General features: G+C 71.4%; 18 protein-coding genes. 11 read left to right on the top strand and 7 right to left on the bottom strand.

Annotated features, from left to right (window positions below; genetic code table 11):
- Positions 1-24: 24 nt before the first annotated feature.
- The 7 genes from lon (at position 25) to BST11_RS18080 (ending at position 6467) form a co-directional block, all read left to right on the top strand.
- A complete protein-coding gene (gene lon / locus BST11_RS18050; RefSeq protein ID WP_083139265.1) occupies positions 25-2343 on the top strand; it encodes an endopeptidase La in 2319 nt (772 codons plus the stop codon).
- Between the two features lie 205 nt (positions 2344-2548).
- Complete coding sequence (locus BST11_RS27975; RefSeq protein ID WP_169834927.1) at positions 2549-2980, top strand: hypothetical protein; 432 nt, start codon at positions 2549-2551, stop codon at positions 2978-2980.
- A 99-nt stretch (positions 2981-3079) separates the two neighbouring features.
- Positions 3080-3469 (top strand): nitroreductase family deazaflavin-dependent oxidoreductase, encoded by a 390-nt coding sequence (locus tag BST11_RS18060; RefSeq protein WP_083139266.1) that lies wholly within the window; start codon positions 3080-3082, stop codon positions 3467-3469.
- A gap of 7 nt (positions 3470-3476) precedes the next feature.
- Positions 3477-3809, top strand: coding sequence for a TfoX/Sxy family protein (locus BST11_RS18065; protein WP_083139267.1), 333 nt, complete (start codon positions 3477-3479; stop codon positions 3807-3809).
- A gap of 42 nt (positions 3810-3851) precedes the next feature.
- Positions 3852-4487 carry an endonuclease gene (locus BST11_RS18070; RefSeq protein ID WP_083139268.1) on the top strand — a complete coding sequence of 212 codons (636 nt, stop codon included), beginning with the start codon at positions 3852-3854 and terminating at the stop codon, positions 4485-4487.
- Positions 4488-4494: 7 nt separating this feature from the next.
- Positions 4495-5220 carry a DUF72 domain-containing protein gene (locus tag BST11_RS18075; RefSeq protein ID WP_083139269.1) on the top strand — a complete coding sequence of 242 codons (726 nt, stop codon included), beginning with the start codon at positions 4495-4497 and terminating at the stop codon, positions 5218-5220.
- A gap of 14 nt (positions 5221-5234) precedes the next feature.
- A complete protein-coding gene (locus tag BST11_RS18080; protein WP_083139270.1) occupies positions 5235-6467 on the top strand; it encodes an NAD(P)/FAD-dependent oxidoreductase in 1233 nt (410 codons plus the stop codon).
- On the opposite strand, the gene BST11_RS18085 is transcribed toward BST11_RS18080, so the two are convergent.
- Both BST11_RS18085 and BST11_RS18090 read right to left on the bottom strand, forming a co-directional pair.
- Positions 6456-8570 carry a Rossmann-fold NAD(P)-binding domain-containing protein gene (locus BST11_RS18085; RefSeq protein WP_083139271.1) on the bottom strand — a complete coding sequence of 705 codons (2115 nt, stop codon included), beginning with the start codon at positions 8568-8570 and terminating at the stop codon, positions 6456-6458. The two genes, BST11_RS18080 and BST11_RS18085, sit on opposite strands and share 12 nt — an antisense overlap.
- A gap of 129 nt (positions 8571-8699) precedes the next feature.
- Entirely contained in the window at positions 8700-10187 is a 1488-nt protein-coding gene (locus BST11_RS18090) for an acetyl-CoA acetyltransferase (RefSeq protein WP_083139272.1), read from the bottom strand.
- 121 nt (positions 10188-10308) lie between these two features.
- Between BST11_RS18090 and BST11_RS18095 the strand changes: the two genes are divergently transcribed.
- The 4 genes from BST11_RS18095 to BST11_RS18110 all read left to right on the top strand — a co-directional run bounded on the left by BST11_RS18095 (position 10309) and on the right by BST11_RS18110 (position 15840).
- Positions 10309-11211, top strand: coding sequence for an undecaprenyl-diphosphate phosphatase (locus BST11_RS18095; RefSeq protein WP_083139273.1), 903 nt, complete (start codon positions 10309-10311; stop codon positions 11209-11211).
- A 100-nt stretch (positions 11212-11311) separates the two neighbouring features.
- A complete protein-coding gene (locus BST11_RS18100) occupies positions 11312-12169 on the top strand; it encodes an SDR family oxidoreductase (protein ID WP_067318622.1) in 858 nt (285 codons plus the stop codon).
- A gap of 30 nt (positions 12170-12199) precedes the next feature.
- Positions 12200-14629, top strand: a complete 2430-nt coding sequence (locus tag BST11_RS18105; protein ID WP_083139274.1) for a phosphoketolase family protein — start codon at positions 12200-12202, stop codon at positions 14627-14629.
- A 449-nt stretch (positions 14630-15078) separates the two neighbouring features.
- Positions 15079-15840, top strand: a complete 762-nt coding sequence (locus BST11_RS18110) for a CPBP family intramembrane glutamic endopeptidase (protein ID WP_083139275.1) — start codon at positions 15079-15081, stop codon at positions 15838-15840.
- A gap of 15 nt (positions 15841-15855) precedes the next feature.
- Here the strand turns inward: BST11_RS18110 and BST11_RS18115 are convergent, their stop codons facing one another.
- The 5 genes from BST11_RS18115 to BST11_RS18135 all read right to left on the bottom strand — a co-directional run.
- Positions 15856-16884, bottom strand: coding sequence for a zinc-binding alcohol dehydrogenase family protein (locus BST11_RS18115; RefSeq protein WP_083139276.1), 1029 nt, complete (start codon positions 16882-16884; stop codon positions 15856-15858).
- Between the two features lie 55 nt (positions 16885-16939).
- Positions 16940-17908: an alanine and proline-rich secreted protein Apa gene (locus tag BST11_RS18120; protein WP_083139277.1), complete on the bottom strand. Its 969-nt coding sequence runs from the start codon at positions 17906-17908 to the stop codon at positions 16940-16942.
- Between the two features lie 110 nt (positions 17909-18018).
- Complete coding sequence (locus BST11_RS18125; RefSeq protein ID WP_083139278.1) at positions 18019-19122, bottom strand: sulfate/molybdate ABC transporter ATP-binding protein; 1104 nt, start codon at positions 19120-19122, stop codon at positions 18019-18021.
- Between the two features lie 3 nt (positions 19123-19125).
- Positions 19126-19932 carry an ABC transporter permease gene (locus BST11_RS18130; RefSeq protein WP_142276420.1) on the bottom strand — a complete coding sequence of 269 codons (807 nt, stop codon included), beginning with the start codon at positions 19930-19932 and terminating at the stop codon, positions 19126-19128.
- Positions 19933-20239: 307 nt separating this feature from the next.
- Positions 20240-20887 (bottom strand): HNH endonuclease signature motif containing protein (locus tag BST11_RS18135; RefSeq protein WP_142276421.1); only part of this gene is annotated, 648 nt, incomplete at its 5' end.

A 20887-nucleotide genomic window follows, 5' to 3' on the forward strand; every position in this document is an offset into this window, starting at 1 on the left:
TCAGACTCAACTTTTGGAGGATTGATGGCTGAAGCCATGTCAGTGCCCGTGCTGTTCACCGGCACGATCGTGTTGCCCGGGATGGTGGTGCCGATCGCGCTGGACGACGCGGCGCGCGCGGCGATCGACGCCGCGCAGGCCAGCGAGTCCGGGCAGTTGCTGATCGCCCCGCGGCTGGACGATCGCTACCCCACCCACGGGGTGATCGCCAGGATTCTGCAGGTCGGACGGATCGCCGGCGGGGGCTCCGCGGCCGTCGTGCGCGGCGAGCGCCGGGCGACCATCGGGGCCGGGGCCTCCGGGCCCGGCGCGGCGCTGTGGGTCGAGGTGACCGAGGCGCCCGAGGGCGAGGTCACCGACGAGGTCAAGGCGCTGGCCGCCGAGTACAAGAAGCTGCTGCTGGCGATGCTGCAGCGCCGCGAGGCCTGGCAGATCGTCGACTACGTCAACAGCCTGACCGACCCGTCGGCGCTGGCGGACACGTCCGGGTACGCGTCGTACCTGACTGACGTGCAGAAGCGCCAGCTGCTGGAGACCGTCGACGTCGCGGAGCGCCTGCGGGTCCTGATCGACTGGACCGGCTCGCAGTTGGCCGAGGTCGAGGTCAGCGACAAGATCGCCGAGGACGTCCGCGAGGGCATGGAGAAGACGCAGAAGGAGTTCCTGCTGCGCCAGCAGCTCGCCGCGATCCGCAAGGAGCTGGGCGAGGGCGAGCCCGACGGTTCCGACGACTACCGGGCCCGCATCGAGGCGGCCGAGCTGCCCGAGAAGGTGCGCGAGGCCGCGCTGCGCGAGGTGGGCAAGCTGGAACGCGCCAGCGACCAAAGCCCGGAGAGCGGCTGGATCCGCACCTGGCTGGACACCGTGCTCGACCTGCCGTGGAACGTCACGACCGAGGACTCGACGGACCTGGCCGCGGCGCGGGCCATCCTGGACGCCGACCACCACGGCCTCGACGACGTCAAGGACCGCATCGTCGAATACCTGGCCGTGCGCACCCGGCGGGCGCAGCGTGGGCTGCAGGTCGTCGGCGGCCGCGGCTCCGGGGCGGTGATGGTGCTCGCCGGCCCGCCCGGCGTCGGCAAGACGTCGCTGGGCGAGAGCGTGGCCCGGGCGCTGGGCCGCAAGTTCGTGCGCGTCGCCCTGGGCGGTGTGCGCGACGAGGCCGAGATCCGCGGCCACCGGCGCACCTACGTCGGTGCGTTGCCGGGCCGCATCGTGCGCGCGATCGGCGAGGCGGGTTCGATGAATCCTGTTGTGCTGCTTGACGAAATCGACAAGGTCGGATCCGACTATCGCGGTGACCCGAGTGCGGCGCTGCTCGAGGTGCTCGACCCCGCGCAGAACCACACGTTCCGCGACCACTACCTGGATCTGGACCTGGACCTGTCCGATGTGGTGTTCCTGGCGACCGCCAACGTGGCCGAGAACATCCCGTCGGCGCTGTTGGACCGCATGGAGTTGGTGGCCATCGACGGCTACACCGAGGACGACAAGGTCGCGATCGCGCGCGACTACCTGCTGCCCCGGCAGCGGGAGCGGGCGGCGCTGACGGACGACGAGGTCGTCGTCACCGAGGCGGCGCTGCGCAAGATCGCGGCCGACTACACGCGTGAGCCCGGGGTGCGGCAGTTCGAGAGGCTGCTGGCCAAGGCGCTGCGCAAGGTGGCGACGAAGCTGGCCGAGGCCGACGCACCGGTGCGTATCGACGAGTCCGACTTGGTGGATTACCTTGGGCGGCCGCGGTTTACGCCCGAGTCGGCCGAACGCACCGCGGTGCCCGGCGTGGCCACCGGCCTGGCCGTCACCGGCCTGGGCGGCGACGTGCTCTACATCGAGGCCGGGTCCACCGACGGGGAGCCCGGTTTGCAGCTGACGGGTCAATTGGGTGACGTGATGAAGGAGTCGGCGCAGATCGCGCTGTCCTACGTGCGTTCGCACGCCGCGGAACTGGGTGTCGACCCGACGGCGCTGGACCGGCGCGTCCACGTGCACGTGCCCGCGGGCGCGGTGCCCAAGGACGGCCCGTCGGCCGGGGTCACGATGGTCACCGCGCTGGTTTCGATGGCCACCGGGCGTCAGGTCCGCTCGGACGTCGGCATGACCGGAGAGGTCACGCTGAACGGCCGGGTGCTGCCGATCGGCGGCGTCAAGCAGAAGCTGCTTGCCGCCCAACGCGCCGGGCTGTCAACGGTTTTCATCCCGGCGCGCAACGAGCCGGACCTGGACGACGTGCCCGCCGAGGTGCTCGAAAGGCTGGACGTGCGACCGATGACCGACGTCGCCGAGATCGTCGCCCAGGCGCTGGAACCGGTGAGCGAGACCGCGACCGCGGCGGCCTGACACCGACCGGGCGGCCCGCCCGGTGAGGCGTGTTGCGCATGTGCCGATTGCGTTGGATGTGACGCCGACGAGTCGGAGCGGCGGGTTTCCGCTTCTCGGAGGTCGGGTATCTGGGGTCGGGAGGGGGTCACCCTACAGCGCCGATACGGAGCTGAGGGCTATTCGAACAACAGGCAATGCAGTCGATTGCTGACAAGGAGTTCACATGAAGCTCAACAAGGTCGCCGCCACGGCGGCAATGGCCAGCGCTCTCGGGTCCGCGGCACTCGGAATCGGTGCCGGATTCGCGCAAGCCGACCCGAACGGCCCGAACGTGCCGGGCCCGAATGTGCCCGGCCCGAACGTGCCAGGACCGGGGCAGGTACCCGGGCAGGTGCCGGGGCCGGGCCCGGTGCCGGGTCAGCCGATCTGTAACGGTGGGCCCGGTGTCAACTGCAACGGGCCGGGCACGCCGCTTCCGCCCGGGCAGCGCGGCTTCCCGCCTCCGGGGCACTACAACGACCCCATCGGTTATGGGTATCCGGCGCAGTGGATGCCGCCGGGTCAACCGGTCGAGTACCCGGTCGTGTTCAATCCGGCCGTGAACCAGTGGGGCGTTTTCCTGCCCGGTGGCCAGTTCGTCGCATACGCGACCTAGCGGCACAAACAGACAGCCGCCTCCAGGAATTGGGGGCGGCTGCCTGCTTCCGGGGGCTTGACGGCGTGATCGGGCCGCGGATATTGCAGAATCGGCGGTATGAGCGGGAGGCGGGATCTCAAACGGCGAGTGGTCCACCGCGTCCAACGGCTCGTCGTCAACCCCGTGGGCCGGCAGCTCCCGGGGACGATGCTCGAGACCGTCGGGCGCAAGAGCGGGCGGCCGCGCCGGACGCCGATCGGCGGAAGCGTCGTGGACAACCAGTTCTGGATGGTTTCCGAACACGGGGACCATTCGGACTACGTCTACAACATTAAGGCCAATCCCGCGGTGCGGGTGCGCATCAACGGCCAGTGGCGCAGCGGTACGGCACACCTGCTGCCCGACGACGACCCGTGGCAGCGGCTGCGGAGCCTGCCCCGACTCAACGGCGCGGGCGTACGGACGATGGGAACCGAGTTGCTCACCATTCGCGTGGATCTGGACTGAGAGTGCCATGGCCTACGACGAGGACTTGGTCAACCGGATCCGCGAACTGCTCGGCGCCGAGCGAAGCGTCGAGGAGAAGCGCATGTTCGGCGGGCTGGCGTTCCTGGTCAACGGCAACATGGCCGTGGCCGCCAGCGGCCAGGGCGGCCTGTTGGTGCGGGTGCCGCCCGACGACACCGACAAGCTGCTGCGGCGCGCCCACGCCGGCCCGATGGTGATGGCCGGCCGGGAGACCCGCGGCTGGCTGCGCGTCGACGCCGCCGGCGTGCGGACCAGACGCCAGCTGCAGGGCTGGGTGGGCCTGGGCACGGGCTACGCCCGCAGCCTGCCGCCCAAATGACGACCCGGTTTGCTCGAACGCGGTGCGGGTACGTGGTGCGGTATGGACCAGCCGAAGCAGATCGTGCGACGGCTGCTCGAACTCGCCGGCACCACCTACGCCGCGGAGGCCGGCATCAAGGTCCGCGACAAGCCGATGCCGCTGTTTCAGTTGCTCGTGCTGTGCATGCTCGCCAGCAAGCCGATCGACGCCGCGATCGCCACGGCGGCCGCCCGTGAGCTGTTCCGGACGGGCCTGCGCACACCGAAGGCGGTGCTCGCGTCGGACCGGCGGACCATGATCCGCGCGTTCGGGCGCGCGCACTACGTGCGCTACGACGAAAGTTCGGCCACCCGGCTCACCGACATCGCCCAGCGTGTGCGCGGCGACTACTCCGGCGACCTGCGCGCAATCGCCGAACGCAGCCGCCACGATGTCGCCGAGGCGAAGCGGATGTTAAAGGGCTTCAAGGGAATTGGCGACACCGGCGCCGACATCTACCTGCGCGAGGTGCAAGACGTCTGGACCTGGGTGCGGCCGCACTTCGACGACCGCGCCACCGCGGCGGCCAAGCAGCTCGGCCTGCCGGCGCAACCGGGCAAGCTGGGGGCGCTGGCGCAGGGTGCCAACGCGCAACTGGCCGCGGCCCTGGTCCGGGCCTCGCTCGACGAGGATCTGCGCCGGCGGGTGGCCGGATGAACCGCCGTTGACGATCCGGATCGGCACGTCCGGCTGGTCCTACCACCATTGGGCGGACGTGCTGTACCCGCCCGGCCTGCCCTCGGCGCGCCGGTTGGCTCGCTACGTCGAGGTTTTCGACACCGTCGAGCTGAACGCGAGTTTCTATCGCTGGCCCAAGGACGCCACGTTCGCCGGGTGGCGCGATCAGCTGCCCGAGGGCTTCAGGATGTCGGTCAAGGCGCACCGCGGGCTGACCCACTACCGTCGGCTGTCCTCGCCCGAGCCGTGGATCGAGCGGTTCGAGCGATGCTGGCAGCTGCTGGGTGATCGCCGCGGGGTGCTGCTGGTGCAGCTGCATCCCGAGCAGCAGCGCGATGACGCCCGCCTGGACGCGTTTTTGCGCGCCGTCCCCGAGTCGATCCGGGTGGCCGTCGAGCTGCGCCACCCGTCGTGGAACGACCCCGCCGTGTACGAAACCCTGGAACGCCGCCGCGCCGCGTACGTGGTGATGAGCGGCGCCGAGTTGGCGTGCGTCCCGCGGGCCACCACCGACCTGGTGTACGTCCGGATGCACGGACCCGAGCCCGCCTCGATGTACACCGGTTCCTACACGGCCGACGACCTGCGCTGGTGGGCGGGCCGCGTCGCCGAGTGGGACCACGAGGGCCGCGACGTGTGGATGTATTTCAACAACGACCTGGGCGGCCACGCGGTCCGCAACGCGCTGACCTTGCGGGAACTCCTGGGCTAAGTAGGCTGGCGCACATGGCCAGCTCGAGCGCATTCGTCATCATCGGCGGCGGACTTGCCGGAGCCAAGGCGGTGGAAGCCTTGCGCGGCAACGGGTTTGACGGCCAGATCATCCTGTTCGGCGCCGAGAACCAGTTGCCCTATGAACGTCCCCCGTTATCCAAGGAGTTTCTGGCCGGGAAGAAGTCGCTCGCGGAGTTCACCGTGCACGACGCCGACTGGTATCGCGACAACCGCGTCGACCTGAGGCTCGGCGCGCGGGCGTCGTCCGTGGATGCCCAAAAGCACACCGTCGGGCTTGCCGACGGCACCGCGGTGGCCTACGACAAGCTGCTGCTGGCGACGGGATCGGACTCCCGGCGCCCACCGATACCCGGATCCGACGTCGAGGGGGTGCACTACCTGCGGACCTACGACGACGCCGAGGCGCTGAATTCCATTCTCACCGAGGGTTCTTCGCTGGCCGTCGTGGGCGCGGGGTGGATCGGGCTGGAGGTGGCCGCCGGCGCCCGGCAGCGCGGCGTCGACGTGACGGTCGTCGAGACCGCCGGCCAGCCGCTGCAGGCCGCGTTGGGGGAAACCGTCGGCGCGGTGTTCGCCGACCTGCACCGCGAGCACGGGGTCGATTTGCGGCTGCGCGCGCAGGTCGAGGAGATCACCGCCGACGGCGGTCGAGCCACCGGGCTGCGGATGCGCGACGGGTCGACGGTCGCCGCAGACGCCGTGCTGGTGGCCGTCGGCGCCAAGCCCAACGTCGAACTCGCCGAGGGGGCCGGGCTGGCCATGGGCGAGGGCGGTGTGCTCGTCGACGCGTCGCTGCGCACCAGCGACCCCGACATCTACGCCGTGGGCGACATCGCCGCCGCCGAACACCCGCTGTTCGCCGCCCGCATCCGCACCGAACACTGGGCCAACGCGCTCAAACAGCCCGCGGTCGCGGCGGCCGGAATGCTCGGCAACCCGGGCGAATACGCCGAGCTGCCCTACTTCTTCACCGACCAGTACGACCTCGGCATGGAATACGCCGGCCACGCCCCGAGCTTCGAGCGGGTGGTGTTCCGCGGCGACGTGGCGGGCCGGGAATTCGTCGCGTTCTGGCTCGACGCCGACGACCGGGTGCTGGCCGGGATGAACGTCAACATCTGGGACGTGCTCGACGACGTCAAGGCCCTGATCCGCGCGCAGGCCCCGGTGGACGTCGAGCAACTGGCCGACCCGAAGTCACCCCTGGGCGAGCTACTGGCCTGACGTCTCGACCGGGGTCCAACTCCCGTCGATGACGTCGGGCGGCCGCTGGACCACCAGGCGCTCCCGCTCGGCGCGCCGGCGCTTGATCCGCAGCCGGGCGTCGGCCGGCATGCTGACCAGCTCGTCGGCGGTCAGGTAGTAGACGTCGTCGACGGCGTCGATCAGGTCGGCCGCGACCCGCCGAGATCCCAACTCGCGCAACGTCATCCGTAGCTGGTGGGTGAACCGTATCGTGGTGTCGTGGGCCAGCTCTCGCGACCCGCGGGCGTTGGCGGCGATGCGCCGGGCCAGGTTCGGCGGCGGGACCCCCTCGGCGGGCGCGTCACCGCCCTCGACGACCTCGGCGGCCGCCTTGAGCAGCATGGCCGGGTCGTCGCCGAACACCGCGCTTTCCAGCTCGGCCTCGCCGGGCCCGCGGTGCCCGATCCGGGCGACGGCGGCGTCCAGGGCGGCGGCGGTGTCGGGCGACAACGCGCGGACGCTGCCGACGTTGCCCTCGGCGGCCAGCGCGCTCAACGGCGGGTCGGCCCTCAGCGCCGCCGCCAGCTTGGCCGTCTCGGCCGCGATGCGGGTGCTCTCCATGACCATGCCCAGCCCGGACACCCTGGACGCCGCCCGGGTGTGCTCGAGCGCCGCCGCGGTGACCCCGGAGTCGATCAACCACAACGCCGTGAGGATCCAGCCCTGGTGGATGCGGTCCCGCAACAGCGGCACCTGGACCTCCAGCGCCGCGTCCGGCAGCGCCGCCACCAGCGCGGGGTCCAGGCACTCCGCGTCGGCGGCCGCGCCGTAGGCCCGTGTGTCCGGCTTGAGGTGGCGCATCAGGGTCAGTGACCGCGCCGCGACGACCGCCTTGGCCATCGACCCCAGCGCGCCCTCGGCCAGCTTCGGCTCGCCGAACGGCAGGACGTCGCCCACCTGCGGCTGGTCGACCAGGGCGTGGCGGGCGACGGCGTCCTGGTCCCAGCCGGGCAGCTGGGTCGCGGCGACGACGTTGGCCGACACCCCGACGTAGGCGCGATGGCCGAACACCGCGATGGCCCGGCTGGCCCACTCGTCGTCGACCACGCCGCCGAGCGCGAGGACCTGACCCACCACCCGGCTGGCCGCGCGCAGCCCGCTCAGCTGGACATCGAGCGTCATCGGGGTCAGCGGACCCGGCAGCGCCTCCGCCAGTCTTGCCGCACTGAACACCGGAAACCGGGGATCGATCCGGTCGTCGAATTCGCCCTCCATGCCCTCGGGGGCCGCGCTGTGCACGTGGTCGGGCGGCCGGGGGCGCGGGAGCACCTCCACCGGAAGGGCCAGCCGGCGGTCGTGGCCTATCGCGCCCGCGGGATGGAGCCGCCGCCCGACCAGCCCGCGCGCGGTGTCGGCGACCGCGTCGAGCGCTTGCCACCCGAATTGGAATCCCCAATCCTCTTGTGCCGCAGTGATATCCATGTCCGGTATCAATTGCGGCCAGCTGCGGACCCGATGCAGCGGCGCGCGCGGGTCGACGGCCCGCAGCAGCCGCCACGCGGTGATGACGTTGGTGGTGTCGGGGGTGGCGAGGTCCACCACGCCGGTGCGGTCGGTGTTCAGCGAGAACACCAGGAAACGCACCAGGTCGTCGACGTGCAGGACCCGCATGGGCTCGTTGGAGGGCTTGCTGCGCAGCAGGGTGGCGACGGTGCGGCACACCATCCAGTCGAGCTGGCGGCCGAGCGGCGGTGCGATCCGGATGACGAGGTTGGGCGCCCAACTGCCGGACACCAGCTCCTCGGCCTGCCCGTACAGCTCGGGCCGGCCCGCGGCCTGGGACACGAACAGCAGCCGCGCGCCCGCGCGGGCGGTCGCGTGGGTCACGTGGGCCAGCCCGTCGATGTCCGCGCTGCCCGGCGCGCCGGTTTCGATCGGCGCCAGGTGGAGCACGGCGTCGGCGTCGTCGGCCAGGTCCTGCAGGACGGGGTGGCGCACCGGCGCGCAAACGAACTCGACGCCGGGATCCAGGTAGGGGTGCGGGTGCTCAGCGATCCCGGCCACCGTGTGCCCGGCGGCGATCAGCTGGCGTGCGACCAGCCTCCCGACCGCGCCGGTGGCGTCGGTAACCAGGACCCGCAACCTGCGTCACCTCCTGAAACCGCCCAACCATGCAAACCGACAATAGGCACGTCGCCGTTACCCTACGCGACCGTTACCGCTGCTGAGGCCCGCTTGGGCCGGCTGGCCCGGCGTGATTCGCGCGGTCGGCTACCGCAGCGCCGCGCTGCCGTCGGCGCCGACGGCAACCTTGGCGCCACCGATATCTTCGCGCACCGTCGCTTCGGCGGCGGCGGGATCGGTGATGACGGCCAGGGTGCGCGACCCGTCGGGGGTGCGCACCGCCACGAAGGCTTTCTCGGGTTTTCCCTCGCGGTCGAACGGCGTGGTCCAGGACTCGACGGTCCCGACGCCTTCCCACTCGACCAGCCCGTCGCGGGTGGGCTCCCGGTCCACCGCGGGCTGGGCGTCTTCCCAGCGGAACCCGGCCGGCGGCGGCTCGCTGCCGTAGACGCCGAAGCTGTGTTTGGTCAGGTAGCCCCCGTTGGCGGTGACGAGGGCGCGGCGCCCGGGATTGGCCACCAGCAGCTCGGCCGTGGTGGCGATGGAATGCATCACGTAGTTGCTCCACGGGCCGCCCGCGAACGTCAAGCCACCGGTGACGGTGAGCGGGCGGGCGGGGTCGTCGGTGCCGAGCCCGAGCTCGGCCGCCGCGACCTGGACGGCCGACGGGAAGCACGAGTACAGGTCGACATAGTCCACGTCGTCGATGCCCAGGCCGGCCAGCTGCAGCGCCCGCGCGCCGGCGATCCGGATGGCCACCGAGCGGTGCAGCTCGTCGCGCTCGGCGACGGCCGGGGTGTCGTGCGCGTCGGTGCCCGCGTGCGGGAAGACCCACCGTTCGGCGGGGATGCGCAGGTGCCTCGCTCGCTCGACCGACGTCAGGACCAGCGCGGCGCCCTGGTCGACCATGTTGTTGGAGTTCATCAGCTTGGTGTAGGGCCAGCTGATCATCCGGTTCTGCGGGCCGGGCCGCGCGATCTCCTCGGCGGTGACGGGTTTGCGGATCCAGGCGTGCGGATTGTCGACCGCGACGGCGTTGAACCGGGCCCACAGCCGGCCGATGCGCTCGATGTGCTCCCCGGGCGACTCTCCGTTGGCGATGCGCAGCGCCTGCTCGAACAGCGGGTAGACGTAGGCGGGCCGGTCGAGCCGGATGCGGATCTCGGCGTCGCCGGCCATCGGGACGTCGTCGTCGGTGACCGTGGCCATCGGGACGGACGGGTCCTGCGCGGTCCATTCGAGCCGGCCGCCCCGGGCCTTCAGGGCCCGGCGGGTGCGCCAGGTCTCGGCGCCGGCCAGCAGCACGACGCCGGCGCGGCCGCGCCGGATGTCCAGGCAGGCCTGGTTCACCAGCGACTGCGGCACGTTGCCGCCCACGGGGCTGTACAGGGTGCCGAAGTCGGTCGCGCCGAGCCGCTCGCCGAGCAGCAGCCCGGGGTCGCGGTACTGAGCGGACAGGATGTTCACCACGCGGATGGAGTCCACGGCCTCGATCACCCGGGCGTCCGCGGCCCGCCGCGCGGCGGCGACCATCAGGTCGACCGGTTCGACGGAGCGCGCCGACGGGTCGACGTCGTCGCGGTGGTTGACCTGGCCGTGGCCGATCAGCACCGGTGTCCTGGGGTCGAGAGGCATACCGACGAATTTAGCGTGGCTATGGATCGGGCCGGCCCGCGGCCGGTGCGCCGCCGAGCGTCGCGCCGTAGCGCGTCGGCTATCGTCGCAGGCCGCGGACCACCCAGGGAGGACTTCACCGATGAGCGCCCACTTGAGCTACGTCGAGGCCGTGGTCGTCGGCGCGTTTCAGGGCGTCACCGAGCTGTTCCCGGTCTCCAGCCTCGGGCACGCGGTGCTGGTGCCGGCGCTCGTCGGCGGCCAGTGGGCGCGGGACCTCAACGTGTTCACCCCCGATTCTCCGTACCTGGCGTTCATCGTCGGCCTGCACGTCGCCACCGCCGCCGCGCTGCTGGTGTTCTTCTGGCGCGACTGGTTGCGCGTCGTGGCCGGCTTCGTCTCGTCGCTGCGCCGCCGCCGCGTCCAGACGCCCGACGAGCGGCTCGCCTGGCTGATCATCGTGGCCACCATCCCGGTCGGGCTGGCCGGGTTGGCGCTCGAACACTCGTTCCGCACCACGCTGGGCAAACCCGTCCCCGCGGCGGCGTTCCTGTTGGTGAACGGGATCGTCATGTACGTCGGCGAGGTGTTGCGCCGCCGCGTGTCACCCGCCGGCGACGGGGAGCACGCCGACCACGCCGCCGAAGCCATCGACAACCGGCTGGCCGAGCTGCCGATGCGCCGAGGGCTGCTGATCGGCGCCTCCCAGATCCTGGCGCTGTTTCCCGGTATCAGCCGATCGGGCATCGCGATCGTTGCCGGGCTGTGGCGCGGCCTGTCGCACGAGGACGCCGCCCGGTTCTCCTTTCTGCTGGCCACGCCGATCATCCTGGCCGCCGGGGTCTACAAGATCCCGGACCTGTTCGGGCCGCGCGCGGCGGGGATCGGCGGGCAGGTCCTGGCCGGCAGCGTCGCCTCCTTCGTCTGCGCCTACCTGGCCGTGCGGTATCTGACCCGGTATTTCCAGACGCGCACGCTCACGCCGTTCGCCGTCTATTGCGCGGTGGCGGGCGGCGCCGGGCTGGTGTGGCTGGGATTGCACTAGCGGTTACACCGGCCGCGGGGGCATTTGCGCCGCGCGCCGCCGAGTGCTGTGCTTACCCCATCGCCTACCTGACACCCGTCAACTTCCGGGGAGGACGAACATGGCAGACACCGCAGTGGGCCTGAAGGTCCAAGACAAGGTCCGGCAAAAGGTAATCGTGATCACCGGCGGGGCGCGGGGAATCGGCCTGGCGACCGCGACCGCGCTGCACAACCTGGGCGCCAAGGTCGCGATCGGCGACATCGACGAGGTGCGGGTCAAGGAGTCGGGCGCCGCGCTGGGCCTCGACGTCTACGGCAAACTCGACGTCACCGACCCGCACTCGTTCGCCGACTTTCTGGACGACGTCGAGCGGCAACTCGGCCCGATCGACGTGTTGGTCAACAACGCCGGCATCATGCCCGTCGGCCGGATCATCGACGAGCCGGACGCGGTCACCCGCCGCATCCTCGACATCAACGTCTACGGCGTGATGCTGGGCAGCAAGCTGGCGGTGCAGCGCATGGTCCCCCGCGGGTCCGGACACGTCATCAACGTCGCCTCGCTCGCCGGCGAGCTCTACGCCGTCGGACTGGCCACCTACTGCGCCAGCAAGCACGCGGTGGTGGCGTTCACCGACTCGGCCCGGCTGGAGTACCGCAAGGCCGGCGTGAAATTCTCCATGGTGTCGCCGACGTTCGTCAACACCGAACTCACCGCGGGCACCGCCGGCGTCAAGGGCTTAAAGAACGCTGAACCGGCCGACATCGCCGACGCGATCGTCAAGCTGGTGGCCCGCCCCAAGCCCAGGGTGCGGGTCACCCGCGCGGCCGGCGCGATGGTCGCGGCGCAGAAGTTCTGGCCGCGCCGGATGGCCGAGGGCTTCAACCGCATCCTCGGCGGCGAGCACGTCTTCACCGACGACGTCGACGTCGAGAAGCGCCGCGCCTACGAAGCCCGCGCCCGCGGCGAGGAGTAGGGACGGGCACGGACGGGAACAATCGACGGGGTGACCCACCAATCCGTCCCGACCGACGTTCGTTCCAACGCCCTTTCCCAAGCCCGTTCCGACGTTCTTTCCGACGACGAGCTTGCCGGCATCGACAGATACTGGCGCGCCGCCAACTACCTGTCCGTCGGCCAGATCTACCTGCTCGACAACCCGCTGCTGGCCGAACCGCTGGCGCCCGAACACGTCAAACCGAGGCTGCTGGGGCACTGGGGCACCACCCCGGGGCTCAACCTCGTCTATGCGCACCTCAACCGGATCATCCGCAACCGCGACGCCAACGTCATCTACGTCACCGGGCCCGGCCACGGCGGACCCGGTCTGGTGGCCAACGCCTACCTCGAGGGCACCTACAGCGAGGTGTACACCGGCATCGAGGAGGACACCGAGGGGCTGCGAAAGTTGTTCCGGCAGTTCTCTTTTCCCGGCGGCATCCCCAGCCACGCGGCGGCCCAGACCCCGGGCTCCATCCACGAGGGCGGCGAGCTCGGCTACGCGCTCGTGCACGCCTTCGGCGCCGCGTTCGACAACCCGGATCTGGTCGTGGCCTGCGTCGTGGGCGACGGCGAGGCCGAGACGGGGCCGCTGGCCGCGGGCTGGCATTCGAACAAGTTCCTCAACCCGGTCACCGACGGCGCGGTCCTGCCGATCCTGCATCTCAACGGCTACAAGATCGCCAACCCGACCGTGCTCGCCCGCATCCCCCACCCCGAACTGGAATCGCTGCTGCGCGGCTACGGCTACCGGCCCATCACGGTCGCCGGTGACGACCCGAACGACGTGCACCGGCAGCTGGCGGCCGCGCTCGACGACGCCTTCGACGACATCGCCGCCATCCAAGGGGCAGCGCGCTCGAACAAGGAACGCGGCGAGGCGGTGCAGCGCCCGGTGTGGCCGATGATCGTGCTGCGCACCCCCAAGGGCTGGACGGGTCCGAAGGTGGTCGACGGCAAGCGGGTCGAGGGCACCTGGCGTTCCCACCAGGTCCCGCTGGCCCAAACCCACGACAATCCCGAGCACCGCGCGCAGCTCGACGAGTGGCTGCGCAGCTACCAGCCCGAGGAGTTGTTCGACGGCACCGGCGCGTTGCGCCCCGAGCTGCGGGCGCTGGCGCCCCGGGGGGATCGCCGGATGAGCGCCAACCCGCACGCCAACGGCGGGCTGCTGCTGCACGACCTCGACCTGCCCGACTTCCGCGACTACGCCGTGGCCGTACCCCGCCCGGCCGCGGACACCCACGAGGCGACCCGCGTGCTGGGCGCTTTCCTGCGCGACGTGATCGCCCGCAATCCCGACCGGTTCCGTCTGATGGGTCCCGACGAGACGGCCTCCAACCGGCTCGACGCCGTGTACGGGGCGACGGACAAGGTGTGGCTGTCGGCGCTGCAGCCCGACGACGAGAACCTCGCGCCCGACGGCCGGGTGATGGAGGTGCTCTCGGAGCACCTGTGCCAGGGCTGGCTGGAGGGCTACCTGCTGACGGGCCGGCACGGCCTGTTCAACTGCTACGAGGCGTTCGTCCACATCGTCGACTCGATGCTCAACCAGCACGCGAAATGGCTTGCCAGCAGCCGGGAGTTGCCGTGGCGGCGGCCGATCGCGTCGCTGAACTACTTGCTGACCTCGCACGTGTGGCGCCAGGACCACAACGGCGCGTCGCACCAGGACCCCGGGTTCATCGACCTGGTCGCCAACAAGCGGGCCGAGCTGACGCGGGTGTACCTGCCGCCCGACGGCAACACGCTGCTGTCGGTGGCCGACCACTGCCTGCGCAGCCGCGACTACATCAACGTCATCGTCGCCGGCAAGCAGCCCGCCCTGGCCTACCTGGACATGGACGCGGCCATCGCGCACTGCACGCGCGGGCTGGGCATCTGGGAGTGGGCCGGCACCGCGACGTCTTTGGCGGCCGAACCGGATGTGGTGCTGGCCTGCGCGGGCGACATCCCGACGCTGGAGACCCTGGCCGCCGCCGACATCCTGCGCCGCGAGCTGCCCGATCTGCGGGTTCGCGTCATCAACATCGTCGACCTGATGCGGCTACAGCCGGACTCCGAGCACCCACATGGGCTGCCGGACAAGGAGTTCGACGCGCTGTTCGGTGTCGACACACCGGTGATCTTCGCTTACCACGGCTACCCGTGGCTGATTCACCGGCTCACCTATCGGCGCGCCAACCACGTCCACATGCATGTGCGCGGCTTCAAGGAGCGGGGCACCACGACGACGCCGTTCGACATGGTGATGCTCAACGACCTCGACCGGTTCCATTTGGTGATGGACGTGATCGACCGGGTGGACGGGCTGGGCAACCGGGCCGCGGTGCTGCGCCAGCGCATGGCCGACGCCCGCCTGGCCGCGCGGATGTACACCCGCGAGCACGGCGAGGACGACCCCGCGATCGCGGGGTGGACCTGGGAAGGCGAGTGAGCGGAACGAAGTGACGGGAACGAGGCGACCCATGTGGCTGGGAAGGCGAGTGAGCGGAACGAAGTGACGGGAACGAGGCGACCCATGTGGCTGGGAAGGCGAGTGAGCGGAACGAAGTGACGGGAACGAGGCGACCCATGTGGCCGGGAAGGCGAGTGAGCGGAACGAAGTGACGGGAACGAGGCGACCCATGTGGCCGGGAAGGCGAGTGAGCGGAACGAAGTGACGGGAACGAGGCGACCCATGTGGCCGGGAAGGCGAGTGAGCGGAACGAAGTGACGGGAACGAGGCGACCCATGTGGCTGGGAAGGCGAGTGAGCGGAACGAAGTGACGGGAACGAGGCGACCCATGTGGCCGGGAAGGCGAGTGAGCGGAACGCGAGTGATTCGCCGAGACTGAAGCCCCGCACACCCGTCGCGGTGGGCCGGGGCGCCGCTAAACTGGCGCAATGCCCGACGCGACGGTGGCCGCCGACACCCACCCGGTGGTGTCGCAGCTGTCGGCGCTGCACCGGTTGCGCATCCACCTCGACATCGCCGTGGTCGTGGCGGTGCTGGTGCTGACGAACGTGATCGCGCACTTCACCACGCCGTGGGCGAGCATCGCCACCGTCCCGGCCGCCGCCGTCGGCCTGGCGATCCTGATGCGCGCCAGCGGCTTGGACTGGACCGACCTCGGGCTGGGCCGCGAACACTGGAGGTCCGGCCTGGGGTATGCGCTGGCCGCGGTGGCCGTGGTGGCGTCGGTGATCGCGGTCGGGATCCTGCTGCCGGTGACCCGCCCGATGTTCCTGAACAACCACTACGCCACGATCTCCGGGGCCCTGATCGCCTCGATGGTCATCATCCCGCTGCAGACCGTGATCCCCGAGGAGCTGGCGTTTCGCGGCGTGCTGCATGGGGCGCTGAACCGGGCCTGGGGGTTCCGCGGGGTGGCGCTGGCCGGGTCGCTGTTGTTCGGCCTGTGGCACGTCGCCACCTCGCTGGGGCTGACCAGCAGCAACGTCGGCTTCACGCGGCTGTTCGGCGGCGGGTTCGCCGGCATGGTGGCCGGGGTGACGCTTGCCGTGCTGGCCACCGGGGCGGCCGGGTTCGTCTTCAGCTGGCTGCGCCGGCGCAGCGGCAGCCTGATCGCGCCGATCGCCTTGCACTGGTCGCTGAACGGCCTCGGTGCGCTGGCCGCCGCGCTGGTCTGGCACCTGTCGACCTAACGGTTCCACCCGAGGTCAGACGAGTAGCACCGCCGCCCCGGCGATGCGGCCCTCGCTGAGATCGGTCAGGGCCTCGTCGGCCCGGTCGAGCGGGTATTCCGGCGTGGTCACCTCGATGTGGTGCTCGCCGGCGAAGTCGAGGAAGGCCCGGGCGTCGGCCCGGGTGTTCGACGTGACCGACCTGACCTGGCGCTCGAAAAACAGGTGGCGCTGGTAGTTCAGCGGCGGGATGTCCGACAGATGAATGCCCGCGATCGCCAGGGTGCCGCCGCGGTCGAGGGCCTCCAGCGCGGGCAGCACCAGCTCCCCGATGGGCGCGAAAAGGATCGCGGCGTCCAGGCGCACCGGCGGCGGGTCGGCCGCCCCCTGGGCCGACGCGGCCCCCAGCTTGAGTGCGAGCCGCTGCGCGTCGGCCCCGCGGGTCATCACGTGCACCTCGGCGCCCTGCGCCAGCGCGACCTGCGCGGTGATGTGGGCGCTGCCGCCGAAGCCGTACAGGCCCAGCCGTCCGCCCGGCGGCAGCTCGGCGCGCAGCAGCGAGCGGTATCCGATGATGCCGGCGCACAGCAGCGGGGCCAGCTCGCTGTCGCTGTACCCGCTCGGCAGGTGATGTGCGAAAGCCGCTGGGACGGTGGCAAATTCGGCGTAGCCGCCGTCGGCGTCCCAACCGGTGTAGCGCGACTGCGGGCACAGGTTCTCGGCGCCGCGACGGCAGTATTGGCACACCCCGCAGGTGTGCCGCAGCCACGCGATGCCGACCCGGTCCCCCGGCGCGAAATCAGCGCCGGCGTCGGATCCCACCTCGACGACCTCGCCCACCACCTCGTGGCCGGGCGTCACGCCGACGCGGTGCACCGGCAGGTCGCCCTCGGCGACGTGCAGGTCGGTGCGGCACACCCCGCACGCGCGCACCGCGACCAGCAATTCCGAGGGTTCGGGCCGCGGCACCGCGGCCGTGACTTGCTCGAGCGGGGCGGTGCGCACGGGCCCGGGCCGCCGCACCCGCCAGGCGCGCATCGTCGCCGTGTCCGTCGCCGGGGCCATTCCTACATCATGCCGCTATTCGCCACGGCGGCAACGGGTTACCCGCGATCGCCCGTCAGGCGGGCAAGGCCTGCTGTGGCGCCTGCGTCGGCGTAGGGGTGACCTCCCCCGCGGGCGCCTGGCCCGCCGGAGCCGGTGCGGGCGCGGGAGCAGGTGCGGGAGCCGGTGCGGGCGCGGGAGCAGGTGCGGGCGGTGGCGCGCCCGGGGCCGGCGGGGCCGGCGGCGGGGCCCAGGGCTGGATCGACTCGGCGAGCGCCTTGGCGGCTTCCCTGTCCACCGGGTTGTTCGAGGTCCCCAGCCACACCACGAACCAGCGCTGCGGCGGCCCGTTCCCGGCCGAGGGCGACCCCACCACGCCCGTCCAGATCTGGCCGGTCGGCTTGGCTGGGTCGCTGAACTTCACCTCGTAGTACGACGCATTGCCGGTGATGCCGTTGGCGGCGGTCAGCGGGGTGGTGTCCTGGTTCATCCGGGTGCCGGGGTAGGGCATGAAGAACTCACCCATGTCCGAGCCCAGCCGGACGGCGGCCTTGGAGTTGGTGGCCTCGGCGCTGGCGTAGAGCTTTTGGTCCAGCCGGCCCATCACGATGCGGGTGTCGTTCGCGACCGGCGGCGGCTGCCCCGGCATCGGCGGCGCGCCGGTGATCTTGCTGAGCAGCTCGGACCCGTAGTCGAGGTGGGTCGCGTCCGACTCCACCCAGCCGGGCGGCAGGACGAAGCTGAACCCGCCGACGGCGTTGCCGATCCGGCCCGCGTTGGGGTCGACCGGCGGTGGCGGGGGCGCGTTCGGATCGGCCGGCGGCGGCGGCGCCGCGTTCGGATCGCCGGGCGCGCCCGGCTGGGCCGGCGGCGCTCCCGGAGCCGGCGCCGCGTTGGTCGACGGCGGCGCGGGCGCCGGCTCCGGATCGGCTTTCGAGGTCGCCGGCAAGGCGATGGCGACGGCGCCGACACTGGTCGCCGCCGCGATCGCCAGCGTCGCCCACAGTCCCTTGCGCCGGGTCGAGTTCGCGTCCACCTGATCCATGGCGACGAACCTACCGTGTTACGGCTGCGACGCAAGGATCCCTTGGTGCGGTTTTGCCGATGTTGCCGATGTGCAACCTTTTCCGCGCTATCCCGGGTCTGCGCAGGTCATCACGCCGGTGCCGGGTACAGGGTGACCTCGTGCGCCTTGACGGAGAACCACACGCGCTTCCCCGGCGCCAGCCGCAGCTCGGCGGCCGCGTCGGCGGTGATCTCCGCGGCCAGCCCCGGCGCGCCGTCGGGTTGCTCGCGCGCCCGCACCAACACCGCGGACCCGCGCAGATGGACCTCGGCCACCGTCACCTCAGCGGTGTTGCGCGGGCTGCCGTGCGGCCGGTCCCGATACACGGCCACGGCCGCGGGCGGGAACACGGCGACGGCCCTGCCGCCGACGGCCAGCCCGTGGCCCGGCGCCGCATGCCAGCGCGCACCGGAACCGGCGCGCAGCGAGCCGTCGGGATCGAGGGCGCCGTTGACCAGGTTGACCCCCGCGATGCGGGCGCCGAAATGGCTGCGCGGCGCGGAAAGCACGTCGGCGACCGGCCCGACCTCGGCGATCCTCCCGGATTCCAGCACCAGGACCCGATCGGCGAGCGCGAAGACGTCGAGCAGGTCGTGGGTGATCAGGATGACGGCGCAACCGGTGCGGGTAACGGCGCGGCGCAGCACCGCGCGGATCCCCGCCGCGGCGGCGACGTCCAGGCCGCTGAGGGGCTCGTCGAGCAGCAGCACGTCGGGCTCGGCCGCCAGCGCGCGGGCGATCGCGACCCGCTGGGCCTGGCCGCCGGAGAGCTGCCGCGGCCTGCGGTCGGCGAGCGGCTCGGCGTCGACCTCGCGCAGCCAGCGCAGCGCGGCCGCCCGCCCGGCGCCGCGTGCGCGCGGCAGACCGAACGCTGCTCGCCGGCGGCTGTGCGGCCCGAAGGCCACGTTGGCTGCGACGCTCAGGTGCGGGAACAGCAACGGGTCCTGCAGCAGCAACCCCACGCGGCGGTCGTTCGTCGCCACGTTCACCCCGGCCGCGGTGTCGGTCAGCACCCGGTCCCCCAGCCGCACGACCCCCACGTCGGGGCAGACCAGGCCGGCGATGACGTGCAGCGCGGTCGACTTGCCCGCGCCGTTGGGCCCGAGGACGGCGAGCACCTCCCCCGCGGACACCGAAAAGTCCACATCGAGGTGGCGCTCGGCGACCACGGCGCGCAGCTGCAGCTCGCTCATGGGTTACCTGGCCCCGCCGTCCGCGGTCCCGCTCAGCCGGCGCGCGCCCAGCCCCAACACCACCAGCGCGGCCACGACGACCAGCAGGATCGACAACGCCACGGCCGCGTCGGCGTTGTCGATCCGCTGCAGGTAGATCTCCAGCGGCAGCGTCCGGGTGACGCCCTGCCGCGAGCCGGCGAACGTCAGCGTCGCGCCGAACTCCCCCAGCGAGCGGGCGAACGCCAGCACCGCCCCCGACGCCATGCCGGGCAGCAGCAGGGGCAGGGTCACCCGCCACCAGATCGTGCTCGGGCGCGCCCCCAGGGTCGCGGCCACCACCTCGTAGTCGGCGCCCGCGGTGCGGGCGGCGCCCTCGAGCGAGATCACCAGAAACGGCAGCGAGACGAAGGTCTGCGCCAGCACCACCGCGGTCGTGCTGAAGGCGATGCTGAGCCCGGCCGCCTCCAGGTAGCGCCCGAGCAACCCCAGCCGGCCGAACGCGTAGAGCAACGCGATGCCCCCCACCACGGGCGGCAACACCAGCGGCAGCAGGATCAGCGGCCGCAGCAGCCGCACCGCGCGGGCCGTGCTGCGGGCCAACACCAGCGCCATCGGCACTCCCAGCAGCACGCACAGGGCGGTGCTCGTGGCCGCCGTCTTCAGGCTCAGCAGCAGCGCCGTGCGGGACGACGCGCTGGCGATCAACGACCAGAAGTCCGGCCAGTCGACCTTGACCGCGATCGCCAGCAGCGGCAGCGCCACGAACGCGAGCCCCACGGCGGCGGGGACGTATACCCAGCGCGGCAGATCGGTTGGACGTTCGCTAATACGTATGCCCCTAACCGTGGTGGGGAGATCTACACCGGCTTAACCTAGCGCCGCGCATATTGGGAATCGGCTAGCGTCCTGCGCTCGGCGCGGTCAAGTCCGCCGACGCACCGGCTCGAGCGCCTCCGGTGGCGCGGCTCCACCCAATTCAACGCGCAATTCAATGCGCACGACAGCACGGATCATGTTGGGAGGCTTCGGTATCGGTTGTCGGCGTGCAAGCGTCGCCGTCCGCTCTGATGATCGGAATCCGATGGCAGCGGGTTGCGTAAGCGAATTTTCCTCTGCCCCAACCGGTTTCCGGTATCTAGTTGATGCTGGGCGGAGGTTGGGGTTGGAAGGGTGTGTACCACCACCAGTCGGCGCGTTCGCCGAGAGGTCCGGGGCACGGCGCGACGGTGGGTCGGGGAAGGGTCGGTGGGCGGGCCAGCGATGCGGGGCTTAGTGGTCGGCCGGTTTCGTCGGTGACGCTGAGCTCGGATGCGGGTCCGGTGATGGTGATCAGGCCGCGGTGGTGTGATCGGTGGTGATAGGGGCAGACCAGCACCAGGTTGGCCAGCTCGGTGGCACCGCCGTCTTCCCAGTGGCGGATGTGGTGGGCATGGAGACCTCGGGTGGCCCCACAACCGGGGACCGCGCACGTGCGGTCGCGGTGCTCGAGCGCACGACGCAGCCGTCGGCTAATCACCCGGGTCACCCGGCCGGCGCCGATGGGCTCGCCGTCACGTTCGAACCACGCCTCACAGGTGGCATCACAGGTCAGGTACCGGCGTTCGGCGTCGCAGAGCAGCGGGCCCAGATGCAGCGCCGCGACCCGCCGCTTGACGTCGAGATGGACCACCACGGTGGTGTGCTGCCCGTGCGGGCGGCGCGCCACTTCGGTGTCCCATCCGGTCTCGACCAAGCGCATGAACGCCTCGACGGTGCCCGGCAGCGGCGGCGCAGCATCGGATGC

Source organism: Mycobacterium alsense, from assembly GCF_002086635.1.
GTDB lineage: Bacteria > Actinomycetota > Actinomycetes > Mycobacteriales > Mycobacteriaceae > Mycobacterium > Mycobacterium alsense.